General features: G+C 61.4%; 18 protein-coding genes, 1 tRNA gene and 1 pseudogene. 9 read left to right on the top strand and 11 right to left on the bottom strand.

Annotation, left to right across the window (positions count from 1 at the left end; genetic code table 11):
- The coding region (locus tag BMY38_RS12660) for a transposase (RefSeq protein ID WP_175495869.1) at window positions 1–305 on the top strand (305 nt) is incomplete at its 5' end.
- A gap of 199 nt (window positions 306–504) precedes the next feature.
- Here the strand turns inward: BMY38_RS12660 and BMY38_RS12655 are convergent.
- Window positions 505–1,674 (bottom strand): recombinase zinc beta ribbon domain-containing protein, encoded by a 1,170-nt coding sequence (locus BMY38_RS12655; protein ID WP_092763312.1) that lies wholly within the window; start codon window positions 1,672–1,674, stop codon window positions 505–507.
- A 203-nt stretch (window positions 1,675–1,877) separates the two neighbouring features.
- Between BMY38_RS12655 and BMY38_RS12650 the strand changes: the two genes are divergently transcribed.
- Complete coding sequence (locus BMY38_RS12650; RefSeq protein ID WP_092763310.1) at window positions 1,878–2,096, top strand: hypothetical protein; 219 nt, start codon at window positions 1,878–1,880, stop codon at window positions 2,094–2,096.
- Between the two features lie 93 nt (window positions 2,097–2,189).
- Here BMY38_RS12650 and BMY38_RS12645 read toward each other — a convergent pair whose 3' ends face one another.
- Window positions 2,190–2,393 carry a hypothetical protein gene (locus BMY38_RS12645; protein ID WP_092763308.1) on the bottom strand — a complete coding sequence of 68 codons (204 nt, stop codon included), beginning with the start codon at window positions 2,391–2,393 and terminating at the stop codon, window positions 2,190–2,192.
- A gap of 525 nt (window positions 2,394–2,918) precedes the next feature.
- Here BMY38_RS12645 and BMY38_RS12640 point away from each other — a divergent pair.
- Window positions 2,919–3,269, top strand: a complete 351-nt coding sequence (locus tag BMY38_RS12640; RefSeq protein WP_092763306.1) for a hypothetical protein — start codon at window positions 2,919–2,921, stop codon at window positions 3,267–3,269.
- Window positions 3,270–3,466: 197 nt separating this feature from the next.
- Here the strand turns inward: BMY38_RS12640 and BMY38_RS12635 are convergent, their stop codons facing one another.
- The 5 genes and pseudogenes from BMY38_RS12635 to BMY38_RS12615 form a co-directional block, all read right to left on the bottom strand.
- Window positions 3,467–3,877, bottom strand: coding sequence for a hypothetical protein (locus tag BMY38_RS12635; RefSeq protein WP_092763303.1), 411 nt, complete (start codon window positions 3,875–3,877; stop codon window positions 3,467–3,469).
- 16 nt (window positions 3,878–3,893) lie between these two features.
- Window positions 3,894–5,207 (bottom strand): relaxase/mobilization nuclease domain-containing protein, encoded by a 1,314-nt coding sequence (locus BMY38_RS12630; RefSeq protein WP_092763301.1) that lies wholly within the window; start codon window positions 5,205–5,207, stop codon window positions 3,894–3,896.
- On the bottom strand, window positions 5,204–5,692 hold the full coding sequence (locus BMY38_RS12625) for a hypothetical protein (RefSeq protein WP_245737591.1): 489 nt from the start codon (window positions 5,690–5,692) through the stop codon (window positions 5,204–5,206). The genes BMY38_RS12630 and BMY38_RS12625 overlap by 4 nt, the downstream gene beginning before the upstream one ends.
- A gap of 166 nt (window positions 5,693–5,858) precedes the next feature.
- Window positions 5,859–6,050: pseudogene (locus tag BMY38_RS18435) on the bottom strand (IS6 family transposase); the annotation flags it as partial.
- Window positions 6,051–6,189: 139 nt separating this feature from the next.
- Window positions 6,190–6,279 (bottom strand) — tRNA-Ser (locus BMY38_RS12615).
- Between the two features lie 115 nt (window positions 6,280–6,394).
- Here BMY38_RS12615 and BMY38_RS12610 point away from each other — a divergent pair.
- From BMY38_RS12610 to BMY38_RS12585, 6 genes are all read left to right on the top strand, one after another.
- Complete coding sequence (locus BMY38_RS12610) at window positions 6,395–7,387, top strand: ArsJ-associated glyceraldehyde-3-phosphate dehydrogenase (RefSeq protein WP_092763297.1); 993 nt, start codon at window positions 6,395–6,397, stop codon at window positions 7,385–7,387.
- Window positions 7,384–8,580: an organoarsenical effux MFS transporter ArsJ gene (gene arsJ, locus BMY38_RS12605; protein ID WP_092763295.1), complete on the top strand. Its 1,197-nt coding sequence runs from the start codon at window positions 7,384–7,386 to the stop codon at window positions 8,578–8,580. The genes BMY38_RS12610 and arsJ overlap by 4 nt, the downstream gene beginning before the upstream one ends.
- 92 nt (window positions 8,581–8,672) lie before the next feature.
- The gene (locus BMY38_RS12600) at window positions 8,673–9,275 is read left to right on the top strand and encodes a CDP-alcohol phosphatidyltransferase family protein (protein ID WP_092763293.1); all 603 of its coding nucleotides are present in this window, start codon (window positions 8,673–8,675) and stop codon (window positions 9,273–9,275) included.
- A 9-nt stretch (window positions 9,276–9,284) separates the two neighbouring features.
- Window positions 9,285–10,496, top strand: a complete 1,212-nt coding sequence (locus BMY38_RS12595; RefSeq protein ID WP_092763292.1) for an ABC transporter substrate-binding protein — start codon at window positions 9,285–9,287, stop codon at window positions 10,494–10,496.
- Between the two features lie 9 nt (window positions 10,497–10,505).
- Complete coding sequence (locus BMY38_RS12590) at window positions 10,506–12,161, top strand: ABC transporter permease (RefSeq protein WP_092763290.1); 1,656 nt, start codon at window positions 10,506–10,508, stop codon at window positions 12,159–12,161.
- On the top strand, window positions 12,158–12,787 hold the full coding sequence (locus BMY38_RS12585) for an ATP-binding cassette domain-containing protein (RefSeq protein ID WP_092763288.1): 630 nt from the start codon (window positions 12,158–12,160) through the stop codon (window positions 12,785–12,787). The genes BMY38_RS12590 and BMY38_RS12585 overlap by 4 nt, the downstream gene beginning before the upstream one ends.
- A gap of 60 nt (window positions 12,788–12,847) precedes the next feature.
- On the opposite strand, the gene BMY38_RS12580 is transcribed toward BMY38_RS12585, so the two are convergent.
- The 4 genes from BMY38_RS12580 to BMY38_RS12565 are packed head-to-tail and all read right to left on the bottom strand — an operon-like array spanning window position 12,848 to window position 17,031.
- Window positions 12,848–14,848 carry an ASKHA domain-containing protein gene (locus tag BMY38_RS12580; protein ID WP_092763380.1) on the bottom strand — a complete coding sequence of 667 codons (2,001 nt, stop codon included), beginning with the start codon at window positions 14,846–14,848 and terminating at the stop codon, window positions 12,848–12,850.
- A 4-nt stretch (window positions 14,849–14,852) separates the two neighbouring features.
- The gene (locus BMY38_RS12575; RefSeq protein WP_092763286.1) at window positions 14,853–15,839 is read right to left on the bottom strand and encodes a methyltetrahydrofolate cobalamin methyltransferase; all 987 of its coding nucleotides are present in this window, start codon (window positions 15,837–15,839) and stop codon (window positions 14,853–14,855) included.
- Entirely contained in the window at window positions 15,836–16,735 is a 900-nt protein-coding gene (locus tag BMY38_RS12570) for a methylenetetrahydrofolate reductase (RefSeq protein ID WP_092763284.1), read from the bottom strand. Before BMY38_RS12570 ends, BMY38_RS12575 begins: the two co-directional genes overlap by 4 nt.
- Window positions 16,732–17,031: a virulence factor gene (locus BMY38_RS12565; protein WP_092763282.1), complete on the bottom strand. Its 300-nt coding sequence runs from the start codon at window positions 17,029–17,031 to the stop codon at window positions 16,732–16,734. The genes BMY38_RS12570 and BMY38_RS12565 overlap by 4 nt, the downstream gene beginning before the upstream one ends.
- Window positions 17,032–17,273 lie beyond the last annotated feature (242 nt).

Here is a 17,273-nt window from a genome sequence, read left to right as displayed (position 1 = left end):
CCAAGCTCGCCGAGCTGATGGTGCGCGCCGAAGACGACGTGCTGGCCTACAAGACTTTCCCGCAGGCTCACTGGCGGCAAATCCACTCAACCAATCCGCTTGAGCGCCTGAACAAAGAAATCAAGCGTCGCACCAATGTCGTCGGTATTTTCCCCAACGAGCCAGCCATCAAACGTCTCGTCGGTGCCCTGATGCTGGAGCAAAATGACGAATGGGCGGTCACGCGCCGTTACATGACGCTGGAAACCGTCGCCACCGTCTGCGAGGATAACACCATGGACCTGGCGAAAATCGCCGCCCTGTAAACCGGCTCAGCACCCAGCCGGAGAACAAATTACACCACGTCCGTGGACGCTACCCCGCAGCCGGTTATCAGTCCCTTAAGATGCATCCTGTGACTCTCTTCATCCTGTGCAATCGGAGCATGCCGGTGATCAGGTCGTAGGTCGATCGGGAAACTGCATCAACCGAAATAGTGCTGCGAAAAAGTTGGAAGCCCGCATCCTAACCCATTGATATGTTTAGGGCCTGAAACTTCCAACTTTTCCGCGCAAGCCTTTGATCTAAAAGCGATCCAACCCCATCTCTCGGGTGCGCCATCTCACTTTTTGGGGTTGAAATTCCTGCTAAAGCCTTGAATGGGAAGGCTAAATCAGGTGTTCGAAGTCCCTCTTTCCGGCAGTAGGGCAGAGGCTGCGAAAATGCCAGCCTCAGGACCGTTTTCCGCCCGATGATGTCGGCATTTTTCCAGATTTTCCAAGGGCTTGATAGAAACTTGAGGGCGTGTTCGAACGACTCCTCGAAGGTATGCCTTGGCTTGCCGATATCGACGATGCTTTCCTCTGCCAGCGCCTTTTCACGCTCCAACTTCGCAACCTTCTTCTCGTAAGCTCTGACTACCGAAGCGTTGCCCGTCTCAACGATCCGGTCGAGAAGCTGATCAATCTGCTTATCCAGTGTCCGGATGCTGCTTTTTAGCCCTGCGACGGCCTCAGAAGCCTGTCCAGCGCGCATATCCCATGCGTCCCTGAACATGGCCCTGACGAGCTCGAACAGGCCCCTAGAGGGCTCCAGACGGCTCAGAAGCTCTTCGAATTCACCTTCGAGCCTGTCGCGCTTGATCGACTTGCGGTAGCTCTCGCAGCCCTTCGTGGGGCAGAGATAATAGGGATATTTCTGGTTTTTTCCCTTTGACCAGCAGGCCGTCAGCGGCTTACCGCAGTCATTGCACAGAACGAACCCCCGTAACGGGAAGTCCGCGCTGATATCTTTGCGCGCCGGAGCCTTGGCCGTACTCTGGAGCCGGTCCTGTATCTTTTCGAAGGTTGCTAGGCTGATCAGCCCCTCATGCTTACCCTCCCGAAGGCTGACGCCCCAATTTGGGACTTCGACGTAGCCCGCATAGATCACGCGGGTCAGCAGCTCATAGACGCGCTGATTCCGAATCTCGCCGTTCGGCAGGTCTTTCGGCCATGACGGTTGGCGCTCAAGAAAGCGCTTCACTTCGACCTGCGTTTCGAAGCGGCCCGAGGCGTAGCCTTCAAGGGCCTCTTGCAGGATCGAGGCTTTCGGCTCGTCACGGACAAGAATCTTGCCGTGACCGCCTGTCCGGTCATAGCGGTAGCCGACCGGAGCCTGAAATACCCAATAGCCGTTCTGCGTCCGCGCGCGCATCCGGTTGATAGTCTGCTCGCCGTTTTTCTGACGCTGATGCTGCGAGACCGAGGCGAGCAGGTTCTCGACAAGCTGGGAGCCTTTGGGGTGCGAGCTGCAACAAGCACGGCGTCCTCGACAACATCACCGAAAAGATCAGGGTCGAGCATAGGGGTTATTCCGCCACCATCCGCCTTTATAGGACAGGAAAAGGATTCTGGCACGTGGCCCGCGACTTCAACGCGCCGGATTCCGGCTCTGGCGGCCCTGCGACCGTTTGGGACGGGATCGCCTTCAAAAGCGATCTGGCCGCCCGCAGATGGGCAATTCAGCGCCTGCTGGAGCGGTGCGACAAGCAGGAGCGGTTTGACCGGAATCCAGCCCTCGCAACCTTCCGGAGCAAGCTGGAAGACGAGCTGACCCCGCAGCTTGCTTTGCTCTAGCGGGATAAATTTCGCGGCTGGCCTTCCGGCCAGCCGCTACCTTTTGAGGTTGCTTTTGGTCGGGCGCGGCTTCCGCCGCGCCCGACATGCTGTTCAGCGGGTACGGGCAGGACGTGCCGCCGGTCTAGCTTGGCAGCCTATGGCGCGTTCGATGTTTTCGAGGCTCGCTAGGATGTTGCGGCGGTCCGGCGTGTCGGGCTCTGTCTCGATCAGCAGCATCGAAAAGAGCTGGTGCAGCTCGCCGAGTTCCTGGGCCGTCAGGCCGTGCAGTTCGTGCATGGTGAGAAGCGTGATCATGTGATCCTCCTTTTCCGTTTGCGACCCAACCAAGTCGGGCCTTCTCGGGATCAGGAGGCGCAGGAAGCGGCTGCAATCGGACACCTTCGGGCGCAACGAAGTGAAGCAGGCACACCGCCTTGGCCGCATGCGCAGCCCTTTCTGCCATTCATGATTTCCGGAAGTGCCGATGTACGGGCGAGGAAGAAATGAGGGATTGCGTCATTAGAGCTGTCTGCCGGTCACGTTTTGCACTCGCGACGAAGCAACACCTGGCCCATGGCCTTTTGCATCGTTCTGAACGCGGTACTGCGGCAAGCCAAATACTGGGAGAAAAACAGGGCGTAACGTTACCAATGTGATAACCGCGTTCAGCGGATATCATGCAGTTCTCCCTTTATACTTCTGCTCTGGCAACCCAAATATATTTCCAAATCTCGGAAGTTGTGAATTTTTGTTTAATATTTCTGATATTTATTTAACTCATATTAAGTACATATTAATTTATTATTGATATATTTTATTCTATAAAAACAGGAGTTACCAATGTCGAATTTATTTGAGGAAAGCTTGGAAAAAATAACTGATGCTATAAATGCAGGTGATACGGATTCCCTTGATAAATGGGGCAAGGAAGCTGGCATACCGCAGAATATTACTGACAGTCTCGGAGCAATGACCTTGCATGAAGATAGCGGAAATTTAGGCTTTGAGGAAATGACTTCAATTGTGCTTCAGGCATTTGGTATCGATTATGGAGAATATGAAGATATTCTAGAAGCGGATCCTGAGGATATAGGGGATCGCATTATGGATAAGCTGCTGCAGTGGAAAGATGAGAGTTCTATGCCTTCTTCTGGAGCAGATATTTCGCCGTCTCTATCTCATACACTTTAACACTACCATCAATTTCCAGTCGCGCATCTGACAGACGGGTTTGAAGCCTCGGAACAATTGACTACGCGTTTTTCGCCTAGGTGACTTATTAGGCACAGAAATCCGCTCTTGAGGACGGCTTTCCATATCTTCGACGGATCAACGCTGCGCTGCACCATAGGCGCGGCGCGCAACATAGGTGATACAGTCGGACTTGCTTATGATGACCCCGACGCATCCTTTTTGCCGGAATTATCTCCTACCACGCGCGCGTAAAGCCGGTTCAATTCGTCGAATAACAGGTTTTCGATACGTGTTTCGAGATAACGTCGCGCTTGCCTTTCGAGTCTTGCATGCAGTGCGGCGTTCCGGCGCCCCGAGGTTTCGGCATTGTTCCACAGCGTTAAGGACGCGGGCATGAGTTCTGCCTCCATGACCGCCAGAAACCGCGCCATGTGAAGGACAGAATATGGCAGTGACAGGCCGATGCGTTTTCTTGGTTCATCGCCGCCATGCTCCACGATTCCGCTAGCTTCAATGTAGTCCATCTGTTCGCCGACGCGCTCCAGCGCTTTCTTGAGTTCCGCCCGATAGGCGACAAATTTCATCATTTCATCTTCTTCGCGCATTGCGTTTCTCCTTTCGCTATCGTTCAAATCCGCGATCCCGCGTCCTGTCGCGGCTGCGTTGTTCCTTGAGTTTGTCGCATTGCGTTTCCGGTTCGGGCCGCTGTGCCTCGCGCTCCGGCAAGGCCATGGTCTGGTAGCGGGCGACATCCTCGCGCAGCAGGAGCAGATCGGCTTGCTGGCGTTCGCGTTGCTGTCGAATCCGGTCTTGCAGCGTGCGGCGTTCATCGAGCTGGCTAGCGATCAGGCCATCGCGTTCGGCGCGATCCCGCACATGCGCGGCCCACGCTTCCCGCTCATTGCGCTGCTTGATCTTGCTGTATTTGCCGGTCAGGCGGTGCCAGATGCCGGAAAACCCGCGCGGCAGCCGTGCTGCCCGCGCCTTGGTTTCCGCGATCCAGCGCTTTTCATGTGTATCCTTGAGAGCTTGCCGTTCCTGCTGGTGCCGCGCGGCCAGTTCGCTGCGTTCCGCGTCCAGGGCCTTGCGGCCCTGTCCGGCTTCAAGCTCCGCTTGACGGATGAAGCCCTTGATCCGCTCCGACATGCGGGCGGCGATGTAGGTGCGGGCTTCATCGACCGAGGGGAAGGCTTCGGGATCGCCGAGCCGCGCGGCAACCTCTTTGGTCTTCACGCCCGCTTGCCGTGCCACCGCATAGACTTCGCCGCGATAATCGACGGCGACAAAGCCGCGCCGGTCGCCGCGCGCGAGCATAAAGCCGCGTTCCTTGAGGGCCTGGGCGAAGGCTGTGCCGGTGTCCGAGCGGTTCCAGCATTCCTGAAACAGCGACTTGAGCTGCTTGGGATCAAGGCCGACGCGCCGCGCCTGCTGCCATTCTTCGCGTGTGTAGCCGAGCGGATCGCGCTCCCGCCAGTCGCGCAGCCCCTTCGGCATTTCCCAGCCATGAGCGCGGAACAGTTCACGCGACACGTCCCGCAGCCGCATCTTGTAATGCGGCAGGTTGATCGCCCGCATCTGTTCGGCCTCAATCCGTGACCAGACGACATGCGCGTGCCGTCGCCCGTCTTTCTCATGAAAGACGATAGCGCGGGGCTGACCTTCGAGGCCGAGCTTGCGCTCGACCTCATCGGCGGCGTTCTCGAAATCGGAGGTTGTGACGGTTTCCCCGCCAAGCGGGTTGAGGCTGGCCGAGAACAGATAATTCTCGCAGCGCGTGCCGTTGGCGATGGCATCGACTTCGCGGAAGGCGGACAGCAAATCATCGCCGACGAAGCCGCGCACCTCGTGCAGCTCGACATGATCGTTATCGCGCATCGAAAGCAGATAACGGGCGAGTTGTGCGCCGCCGCCGCGCTCTTTGGCCTTGAGGATCATGGCTTCAAATCCCATCCGGCCTTGGAGCCTGACCCCGTTTCGTGCAGGCCGAGCGCGATAAGCAGATCGCGCCGCATCGCCTGCACGTCCTTGCAGGCTTGCCGCAGATCGCCTTCGGTTTCCGGTGTGACAGGCAGCGAACCCGTGTTCACCGCCTTGGCGAGCTGGTTCAGGTTGCTGGACAGGCGCGACTGACCGAGGGCAGCCAGAACGCGCCCGAGCGCAGCATAATCCTTCACCGGAAAATGCCCGCGCGTTTTACGCGGTGCAGCATCCTCGCCGAAAAGCCGGTCGCGGATATACGCCCCGAGCGCCATGCCGGAGGCATCCTGCTCAAGCCGTGCCCGCTCGTCGAAACTAAGGCGCAGGGAAAAGGGCTTGGGTTTCTTGGACGTTGGCGTTGCAGCAGGCGCTTTCACTGGCTCCTGCACGTCAGGAAGCCGCCAGTCTGCTAAGCCATTGAAGTTATGTCTGATGTTCGTCATCGTCACGCTCCAGACCATGAAGGTCTAAATGCGTGAGGTGGCGCTCCCATTCCGCCAGCACCTCGAAGAGAGTGTTCGAACTTTCTTCTTCAAGGTGCGCCATTTATATCTTAATATAAGTATGTCGCGATATCGGTGGTTCTGTCAGGCGGATTCGAACCAGTCTCTGCAAGGACAGCATCGTGCCAAAACGATTCCACCAATACCGCACCGTTTCGTGACTGATGTCGATGCCACGCTGGTGCAATAGATCTTCGACGTTTCGAAACGAAAGTGGGAAGCGGACGTACATCATCACCGCCAGGCGAATGACTTCGGAGCATCTGTGAAAATACTTGAACGGGTCAGGTTTTGTCATGAGCAAAGGCTATGAAACAGACCTGCCCGCCTCAAGTCGATTTGTTCTGACAGCACCCTCAGCGGGCATAATGCTAACCCGCGGAAAGACGGCAGAAATTGCGGTGAAATAGAGGACACCTCAGAGAGAAAAGGGAAGATGGCGGGGGCGGTGGGATTCGAACCCACGAGACACTCTCGCGCCTGCCGGTTTTCAAGACCGGTGCCTTCGACCGCTCGGCCACACCCCCGTGCGCCGCGTCTTATACCGGGATTTTCAGCAAGAAAAGCGTGACGGCATCGTGACTGTCACCAAATTGTCATGCAAGTCGCCTATCCGACCCACATTGCGGCCGGAGATGACTAATGAAAGCAATCCTGAACGGTCTCGGTCGTATCGGAAAGCTCGCCCTGCGCGAATTGCTGGACCAACCGGGACAGATCGAGATCGTCGGCGTTAACGACGCGGGTGGCGATGCCGAGCAACACGCCCTGCTCATGGAATTCGACAGCGTTCACGGACGCTGGTCGCGCGCATGTCACGCGCAGGGCGACATGCTGGTTCTGGGCAATGACCGCATCCCATTCACCAACCGCCGCACGATTGCGGATCTTCCGCTGAACGGTGTCGATATGGTCATCGACTGCACCGGCACCTTCAAGACCCAAGCCACGATCCAGCCCTATTGGGACGCCGGGATCGCAAGCGTCCTGGTATCTGCCCCGGTCAAGGGCGATGGCGCGCTGAACCTTGTTTACGGGGTAAATCACGACCGCTACGACGGATCGCAGCGGCTGGTGACGGCGGCCAGTTGCACCACCAACTGCCTCGCGCCGATTGTGGCCGTCCTGCGCGATGCCTTTGGCATCAGACACGGCAGCTTTACGACCATCCACGACGTGACCAATACGCAGACGATGGTCGACCGTGTTCACAAGGATCCGCGCCGCGCCCGTTCGGCCTTGACCAATCTGGTGCCGACAACGACCGGATCGGCCAAAGCGATCATGGATATCTTCCCCGATCTGGAAGGCCGCCTGATGGGCCATGCGGTTCGCGTGCCGCTCCTGAACGCTTCGCTGACCGACTGTGCCTTCGAGATGGCAGGGAATGTCACGGCGGAGGAGGTAAACGATGCCTTCCGCGCAGCCGAAGCCGGGTCCATGGCAGGTATTCTGGGGTTGGAGGACCGTCCCCTGGTCAGTTCCGATTACCTGAACGACCGACGCTCCGTGGTGATCGACGGGCCATCGACGGTGGTGGTGCAGGGCACGCATCTGAAAATTTATGCGTGGTATGACAATGAATTCGGTTATGCCGTCCGCCTGTGCGACATTGCACGGATGATGGCCGCGTGACATCCCTTCGCGGCTACGCGGCAGTCACGGCGGCCTATTGGGCGTTTATGCTGACCGATGGCGCCTTGCGGATGCTGGTGCTGCTGCACTTCCACCGTCTGGGGTTTTCGCCGCTGACGCTGGCGTGGCTGTTCGTATTGTATGAAGTCGCGGGCATCGTCACCAATCTAACGGCGGGCTGGCTGGCGGCACGTTTCGGTCTGGCCTCGACTCTGCTTGCCGGACTGGCGTTGCAGATCGTGGCGCTGGCGGCCTTGACGCAACTTGATGCGGGCTGGGCCATGGCCACGTCGGTCGTTTTCGTGATGCTGGTGCAGGGCGCGTCGGGGGTGGCCAAGGATCTGACCAAGACGGCGTCGAAATCTGCGGTCAAGCTGCTCGCACCGCCGGGGCAGGGGCTCTATGCCTGGGTCGCGGCGCTGACCGGGTCGAAGAACGCGGTCAAGGGCTTGGGCTTCTTTCTGGGCGCGGCACTGCTGGGCGGAGTCGGGTTCATCCCCGCACTCTGGACTCTGGCGGGCAGTCTGACAGTCGTGCTGGTGGCTATCGTGACCTTCCTTCCGGGCGGGCTGACGGTGCGCGACAAAGGTGCGAAATTCACCCATGTGTTCAGTACCGACAGCCGCATCAACTGGCTGTCGCTGGCGCGCCTGTTCCTGTTCGGTGCGCGCGACGTCTGGTTCGTCGTCGCCCTGCCGATCTGGCTGACCGTCGCGCTGGCGCAAGATCGCGGCCCCGAGGAGGCGTTCTTCCTGACCGGCGGCTTCATGGCCTTCTGGATCATTTTCTACGGTGCGATGCAGGCTATGGCCCCGCGTCTGGGGGCAGGGTCGGCACGTCGCGCCCTGTTCTGGGTCGGTGCGCTGGCCGTCGCGACGGGTGCATTGGCCGCACTGGTGGTCGCGGCTCCGAACGCAGTCTGGCCGGTGCTGGCCGGACTTGTGCTGTTTGGCGCAGTCTTTGCCGTGAACTCTGCAATGCATTCTTTTCTGATCCTGGACTTCGCCGGAGACAAGCGGGTCACGATGGACGTGGGGTTCTATTACATGGCGAACGCGGGCGGACGGCTGATCGGCACGGTACTGTCGGGGCTGACGTATCAGGCGGGCGGACTGGCGCTGTCACTGGCCTGTGCGGCCGTTATGGCGCTGCTGTCGGGCATGGCGCTGACGCGCCTGACCTTGCAATCCTGACGCAGAAGCGCTTTGATCCTCACGGTCTTTTGCCTTGTCCGCCCCAGTCGGCGATGCAAGTGAATGCATTGGATTTGTCTGCCAGAGGCCCGATGCTCGACCGATTTGCCAGACCCCTCATCAATCCGCCTCTGAACCGGCTGGGTCGGACACTGGCACGGGCGGGCTGGACGGCGGATGGCGTTACGCTGACCGGTCTATCCCTGGGCCTTGTCAGCGCCGCCGTGATTGCTGCGGGCGCGCCGGGCTGGGCCTTGCTGCCCTTGCTGGCGTCGCGACTGCTGGATGGGCTGGACGGTGCGGTTGCACGTGCCACACAAACGACGGACTTCGGCGGCTACCTCGATATCTGGTGCGATTTCGTTTTCTACGGTGCTGTGCCCTTTGCATTCGCAGTGCTCGATCCGGCCAATGCGCTATCCGCTGCATTCCTGATTTTGACGTTTTATGTGAACGGAAGCAGCTTTCTCGGCTACGCTATAGTCGCAGAAAAGCGCGGGCTGTCGACGTCAGCCCAGGGCGTCAAATCGCTCTATTATTCCGCGGGACTGCTGGAAGGAACCGAGACGATCGCTTTCCTCGTTCTGCTATGCCTTCTGCCGCAGTATTTCATTCCTATGGCCTGGGTCTTTGGTTCACTTTGCTTGCTCACCGCCGTCGCCCGCGTCATCAATGCACGAAACTTGCTGAAATGAGAGATTGCCATGCGTTTTCCGACTTTTCTGACGGCCCCGCTGATCGCTGCACTGGCCTTCGCCTCTCCGGCTGCCATGGCCAACCCAGACGTGTCGGACTGGGACGCGGTTTCGCAGGCTGCGCAGGGACAGACCGTCTATTGGTACGCCTGGGGCGGATCGACCGCGACGAACGATTTCATCGCCTGGATCGGCGACCGGGCGGAGCAACAGGGTGTCAGGCTTGAACATGTCAAACTGTCCGACACCGCCGATGCCGTCGGTGCCGTTCTGACCGAATTGCAGGCCGGGCGTGAAACTGGCGGATCGGTCGATCTGATCTGGATCAACGGGGCGAATTTCGCCTCGATGAAATCCGTCGGTCTGCTGTTCGGCCCTTTCGCCGAGCAATTGCCGAATTGGCAATACGTCGATGTGGACGGAAAGACCGTCACCAGTGACTTCACCGTCCCGACCGAGGGCTACGAGAGCCCGTGGGCAATGGCCCAACTCGTGTTCGTTTACGACAGTGCCCGCGTGCCTGAGCCGCCAAAAAATGCCGCCCGGCTGCTGCAGTGGGCACAGGAAAATCCGGGCCGTTTCACCTATCCGCAGCCGCCCGATTTTCTGGGCACGACGTTCCTGAAACAGATGCTTATCGAACTGGTGCCGGACCCCGCCGTGCTGCAAGATCCGGTGGACGAGGACTACGAAGATGTGACCGCGATCCTTTGGGACTATCTGGACCAGCTGACGCCGTATCTGTGGCGTCAGGGGCGCGCCTATCCCGAAACGGGTCCGCGCCAGTTGCAGCTGATCAACGACGGCGAAACCGACATCGCCTTCAGCTTTTCGCCCGGTGAGGCAACGACCGCCATCGCCAACTTCGATCTGCCGGAAACGGTTCGAACCTATGTTCTGGACGGTGGCACGCTGGGTAATGCCAGTTTCGTGGCGATCCCTTTCAATTCCTCCTCCAAGGAAGGCGCGATGGTCGTGGCCAACATCCTGCTGTCGCCCGAGGCGCAACTGCGGGCGCAGACGCCAGGCATTCTGGGCTATGGCACGGTTCTCGATATGGACAGGATACCCGAGGCCGATCGGGCCGCTTTCGAAGCGCTCGACCTTGGCATCGCCACCCTTTCGCCTGCAGAACTCGGCCAGGCCCTGCCGGAACCGCACCCAAGCTGGGCCACTCGGCTGGCCGACGATTGGGTCGCCCGCTATGGTGTTGCGGAGTAGTCGTCCCAGGTGCTGCGCCCGCTGCCCCTTCTGACGGCACTCGTGCTGGCGGGACCGGTGCTATTCGGCCTGATCGGGACAATCCTGCCCGCCTTCGGTTATCTGGTGCCAGGGGCGGATCGCCCGATGACAATGGCACTGACCTGGCCGGGCCTGCCGCGAGCTCTGACCGTCTCGGTAACATCAGGCATATTGTCCACGCTGGGCGCGCTGTCGGTGGCTGCGCTGATCACGGCAGGCTGGCATGGTACGCGGGTCTTCGTCTGGCTGGAGCGGATGTTGTCGCCGCTTCTCGCCGTGCCGCATGCGGCGGCGGCGCTCGGGCTGGCGTTTCTTGTGTCGCCCTCGGGCTGGATCCTGCGAATACCGGCAAACGTGATGGGTTGGGAAGCCGCACCTGACCTGTTGATCCTGAACGACCCCTGGGGTCTGTCCCTGACCGCCGGGCTGATCGCGAAAGAGATGCCGTTTCTGCTGCTGATGATGCTCGCCGCCCTGACGCAGGTGTCCGCCGGTCCGCGCCTCGCCGTGGCGCGGTCGTTGGGGCAGGGGCGGGTATCGGCATGGATGAAAGCGGTCTTTCCCGACGTCTATGCCCAGATGCGCCTGCCGGTTCTGGTCGTGCTGGTTTTCGGAATGACCAACGTTGATGTGGCCGTGATCCTGGGGCCGACGACGCCGACGACATTATCGGTGCAGGTGACCCGCTGGATGATGGACCCCGACCTGTCGGCCCGCGCGGTCGCGGCGGCAGGTGGGCTGATCCTGTTCGCGGCGACGCTGGTCGTGCTGGCCGTATGGCTGGTCGCGGAACGTCTGATGGCACGGATCGGCCGCGCCTGGGTCTGGTCGGGGCGCGGTGCGCCGGAGCGGCTGGCGCGGGGGTGCGGGCTGACGCTGGCCACCGGGTCCGCCGCCATGGTGCTGGCCGGTCTCGCGGCGCTGGCGATGTGGTCTGTCGCGGCGCGATGGGCCTATCCCGACTTGCTGCCCGAGGCGCTGACGCTGCGCAGCTGGTCGCGGTTCGGACCGGACATGGCGCGCACGGCATTCGGTACGCTGGCGCTGGCCGGGGCCGCGACGATAATCTCCCTGACCCTCGTGGTCGGCTGTCTGGAGGCCGAACATCGCTTTGGTTTGACGCTGGGTCAACGTGCGCTCTGGCTACTGTATCTGCCGCTGCTGATCCCACAGGTTGCTTTCTTGCCCGGCTTGCAGCTTCTGCCGCTGACGCTGGGGTTCGGGCCCTCCGTCTGGCTGGTGCTGGCGGGGCATGTCGTCTTTGTGCTGCCCTATGTATTCCTGTCGCTGTCCGGGCCGTTCCGCGCGTGGGACGCCCGACTGGCCCGCATCGGAGCGGGGCTGGGGGCCAGTCCGAACCGCACACTCTGGCGTCTGCGGCTGCCGATGCTGACCGGTCCTGTGCTGACTGCCGTGGCAGTAGGCGTGGCAGTGTCCGTCGGACAGTATCTTGCCACGCTGCTTCTGGGCGGGGGCCGGGTAACGACATTGGTGACCGAGGCGGTGGCCCTGTCGTCGGGCGGCGACCGCCGCGCGATCGGCGTCTGGGGTCTGGGGCAGGCGTTGGCGGCCTTGCTGCCCTTCGCGATGGCACTGACCGTTCCTGCGATCGTTTTTCGACATCGCCGGGGACTGCACCGATGACCGACGGTCTGACGATCCAAAACATTGAGATCTGCCGGAACGGTCTGCCGCTTCTGGCGGTCGATGCGCATGTGCGGCCGGGCGATGTACTCACCCTGATGGGACCATCCGGGTCGGGCAAGTCCACGCTGCTCAGTGCCATAATGGGCGATCTTGCCCCCGCATTCCGAGCCACGGGGCATGTCCTGCTGGATGGTCGCGATCTGACTGACATGCCGCCCGAAGCCCGGCATATCGGCATCCTCTATCAGGACCCGCTGTTGTTTCCGCATCTCGATGTCGCCGCGAACCTTGCTTTCGGATTACCGCGTGGCGGCACGCGCAAGGCCCGGCGCGATACCGTCACTGCTGCCCTGGCGGAGATCGGGTTGCAGGGTTACGGCCCCCGCGATCCGGCCACCCTGTCGGGCGGACAGGCGGCGCGCGTGGCATTAATGCGGACATTGCTGTCGAAGCCCTGCGCCCTGTTGCTGGACGAGCCGTTTTCGAAACTGGACGACGGCCTGCGCGACCAGATACGCAAACTGGTATTTGACCGTATCCGCGCGGTCGGCATCCCCGCGCTGCTGGTGACCCACGACAAGGCGGATGCGACGGCGGCGGGTGGGCAGGTCATCCGACTTTAGAATGTCGGGTCCAGCCCATTCGCGAATTCGCCGCCGGAATGTTTCAGAGCAAGGACAGACCTAGCGGCGACGCCTGCGCCCCTCCGACGCGGTGTTCCAGCTGACGTCCGGCAGGGTCAGTTCCGCCATCAGATGCGGGAACGGGGCCGTCGCATGGGGGATCGCGTTGGCGGCCACGAAGTGTTCCTGAAAACGCGGAGCCACGGCGGTCTCGATCTTTTCGATGCGCCGTACCAGACCCTCGATGTGCGCGCGGGCCGCGCGATTGCACAGCGCGATGCGCGCCCCGTGCCCGGCGGCGTTGCCGGCGCTGGTCACGGCGGTCAGATCGGCGTCGGGGATCATGCCCAGAACCATTGCGTGCTTGGGCGAGATATGCGCCCCGAAGGCCCCGGCCAGCGTGATCTTGTCGACCGTATCCACACCGGCTTCATCCATCAGCAGGCGCGCCCCGGCATAGAGCGCCGATTTCGCCAGCTGGATTGCACGGATATCGTTCTGCGTGACCTGAATGCGGCGGTCGTCGCCTTCCCACAGCAGATAGGAATGCGTGCGTCCGTCCAGTTCCAGACGCGACGACCCGACCTGCGCGGGCGAGCCGATCAGGCCCTTGGCATCGACGATGCCCGCCATCCGCATTTCGGCCACTGCCTCGATGATGCCCGACCCGCAGATGCCCGTGATACCGCTGGCCTTGGTCGCCTCGGCAAAGCCATCCTCGTCGGACCACAACTCGCTGCCGATCACGCGAAAGCGCGGCTCCTTGGTGACCGGGTCGATCTGCACACGCTCGATGGCACCCGGCGCCGCGCGTTGCCCGGCGCTGATCTGTGCCCCTTCGAACGCAGGCCCGGTGGGCGAGGAACAGGCCAGCAGTCGCTCGCGGTTGCCCAGAATGATTTCGGCATTGGTGCCGACGTCGACGATAAGGGTCAGCGGGTCGGCCTGATCGGGCGCTTCGGCCAGGGCGACGGCGGCCGCATCCGCCCCGACATGGCCCGCTATGCAAGGCAAGACATAGACGCGCGCGCCATCGGCAATCGAGGTCAGACCTATGTCCGAAGCCGCCAGTCGCAACGCGTCAGACGTGGCCAGCGCGAAGGGCGACTGGCCCAATTCCACAGGGTCCACGCCCAGCAGAAGGTGGTGCATGACCGGGTTGCAGACGATCACAGCCTCGACGATATCGCCGGAGGGAATACCGGCTTCGGTCGCCAGTTCGACGGCCAACGCATCCAGCGCCTGACGGACTGCGGCGGTCATCTCGAGGTCACCACCGGGATTCATCATGGAATAGCTGACCCGGCTCATCAGGTCTTCGCCGAACCGGATCTGCGGGTTCATCATGCCGCCCGACGCGCGCACCTCGCCGGTAGACAGATCGCACAGATGCGCGGCAATCGTAGTCGAACCGAGGTCGATGGCCAGCCCCAGCAGGGGTGTTTCCCGCAAGCCGGGAAACAGGGCAGTGATCCGGTTCTCGTCATGGTTGACGGCCACCGTAACCTGCCAGTTGCCAGCGCGCAGAACCGGCTGCACCTGACGCAGAAGGGGCAGGGCGATCTCCAGCCCGTTCAGTCCCCATTGCGATTCCAATGCATCGCGCAGCCGTTCCAGATCGCCCGACGGGGCGTCCATGTCCGGTTCCTCGACAGTAACGAAATGCAACCGCGTGGCCGGGTCCATGACGATCGGTTTGTCGCTGGCGGCCTTGCGCACGACCTGTCGGTGGACCTGGCTTTCCGGCGGCACGTCGATCACCACGTCGCCCTGCACCGTCGCCTGGCAACCCAGACGGCGACCGGGTTTCAGTCCGCGCTTTTCATCATATCGGCGCTCGACCGCGTTGAACTCCGATAATGCGCCCGGCGATACGGTAACGCCCAGCTTCGGAAACGACCCTTCGCCCGGCTGGACCTGACATTTCGAACATATGCCCCGCCCGCCGCATACCGAATCCAGATCGACGCCCAACTGGCGCGCCGCCGTCAGCACGGGGGTGCCGGTGGCAAAGCGACCCCGCTTGCCCGATGGCATGAAGATGACGTGGTGGTCGGTCATCGCATCAGGCGCGCCGCCGACCGCCGCGCCGCCCCCCGGACTTGGCACCGGACGCAGCGGCGGCCTGAGCGGCTTCGGCAAAGGTGGCACCATCCTTCACGGCATCCAGCACACGGCTGAAGCCGATCCATTTGCCACCGTTGGGATCGTGGTTCATCAACAGGTTGGCTGCGTTGATCGCCTCCATCTCCTGATGGCGTATGGGGTTCATGATCGCGCTTGTCATGCCCGCCGCCATCGCCATCGGCAGGAAGGCCGCATTGACGCCGTGACGGTTGGGCAGGCCGAAGCTGATGTTCGAGGCGCCGCAGGTGGTATTGACGCCCAGTTCGTCGCGCAAACGACGGACGAGGGTGAAAACCTGATGCCCGGCGGTCGCCATCGCACCGATCGGCATGACCAGCGGGTCGACCACGATGTCATGCGCCGGAATGCCGAAATCGGCGGCACGTTCGACGATCTTCTTGGCCACGGCGAAGCGCACGTCGGGGTCTTCGGAAATTCCGGTGTCGTCGTTCGAAATCGCGACGACCGGGACGTTGTATTTCTTGACCAGCGGCAGGACCAGCTCCAGCCGTTCCTCCTCTCCGGTGACGGAATTCAGCAGGGGACGGCCTTCGGCGGCCATCAGACCGTTTTCCAGCGCGCCGGGGACCGAACTGTCGATGCAAAGCGGCACGTCGACCAGCGCCTGCACCCGCTCGATCAGCGCTTTCATCAATGTCGGTTCGACGAAGTTGTTGTCGGCGTAACGCGGGTCTTCGGCCATCTTGTTGGTGAAGACGGCACCGGAATTGACGTCGAGAACCATCGCCCCGCAGGCCACTTGTTCCAGCGCATCGCGCTCGACCGTCGAGAAGTCGTCCATCTCCAACTCGGCAGCCAGCTTCTTGCGGCCCGTCGGATTGATGCGTTCGCCGATAACGCAGAACGGTTCATCAAAGCCGATGACCACAGTCTTTGTCTTGGATTCCAGTACGGTACGCGTCATTCTTCATCCTTCGCATGAACCTTGAGCCAATCGGCTGAGGTCTTGATCCCGCCCAATGGGAAAATGTGGACCGATGCAATGTTGAAGTCGGGGTTCGCAGCCTTGTGGCGCGCAAGATCGGTTGCAATTTCGGTGGGCTCATAAGGCAGCAGCAGCTTGGTCACGTCCATCGCGCGCTTCTGCAACACGCGCAAGCTGGGGCCGACGCCGCAGGCAATGGCGAACTTGATCAGGGTCTGCAACTTGGCAGGCCCGGCAAGGCCGATATGGACGGGCAGATCGATGCCAGCCGCCCTGATGCCATTCGCCCATTCGATGACCGGTGCGGACTCGAAGCAGAACTGCGTGGCGATGGCCATCTTCGCATCAGTGCGTTCGGAAAACTTCTGTTTCCAGACAAGAGCATCCGAGACGTTCTTGTCCCCACCGTCCATGTCGATATCTCGGTTGCCTTCGGGGTGGCCGGCGACATGCAGCCGCTCGAACCCGTCAAACGCACCCGACTCCATCATCTGCATGGAGTTTTCGAACGCTCCAGCCGGTTGCGCAACGCCCCCGGCCAGCAAAAGGGCCTGCCGGACATCGGCCTCGCCCCGATACCGGGCGATCCAGTCGGTCAGCATCGCGCGGTCTTTTATGATTCGCGCCGGAAAGTGCGGCATCGGGGTCATGCCGTCCGCGTGCAGCCGCGCGGCGGTCGCGACCATATCCTCGACAGGGGTGCCGTCGATGTGGGCGATGTAGACGCGGGTGCCCTGCGGCAGGATTGCGGCGAAATCCTCGACCTTTTCGGCGGTGCGGGGCATCACCTCAATGGAGAAACCGTCCAGGAAATCTGCCAGAACGCCGTTCTTCGGGGTTGGGGCCGGGGCCTTGCGGAAACCAAGAATGCTCATGTTTCGACCCCTCCGGCCATGGCTACTGTTTTCAGACGTTCCGGCGTCCAGTCGGCTTCCAACGCGGCGGCGTGTGCTTCGGCGGCGGCACGATCATCGCCATCTGCTTCACCCTCGGGCACTTTGCGCCAGTCCGCGAGATAGGCGTCGGTTTCCGATGCGCCCGATTTCATGGCAGCCCGGTCGATGGCCTGTTCGAAGCGTTCGGACAATTGCACCTTGGCCGCGCGTCTGCCGCTGCCGCAGATGACCTGCGCCGGGATGTCCCGCCAATACACGACCGTGATCTGCGCCATGAGTGTCACCCTTGGGGTTGCGTGGTTTTCCGCTGATTTCCGGCGTGTATAGGGCCCCGGTTACCCGCGGCCCGTCCCGATTTCGACGTGGTGCCGCCCGATGGCGACACCGATCAGATATGCGAACTTGCCGCCGGGGACGAGGGGCGGCGACCCCCGAATACTTCAAGTCCAAGATGAAGAATGCTTGTGTCATGGGACATCGGGCGGCTACGGTGCTCGCAACCATATATGCGGAGGCG

Source organism: Jannaschia helgolandensis (assembly GCF_900109285.1).
Classification (GTDB): Bacteria; Pseudomonadota; Alphaproteobacteria; order Rhodobacterales; family Rhodobacteraceae; genus Jannaschia; species Jannaschia helgolandensis.
The sequence above is the reverse complement of the archived record's forward strand: the minus strand, read 5'-3'. Positions and strand labels throughout refer to the sequence as shown.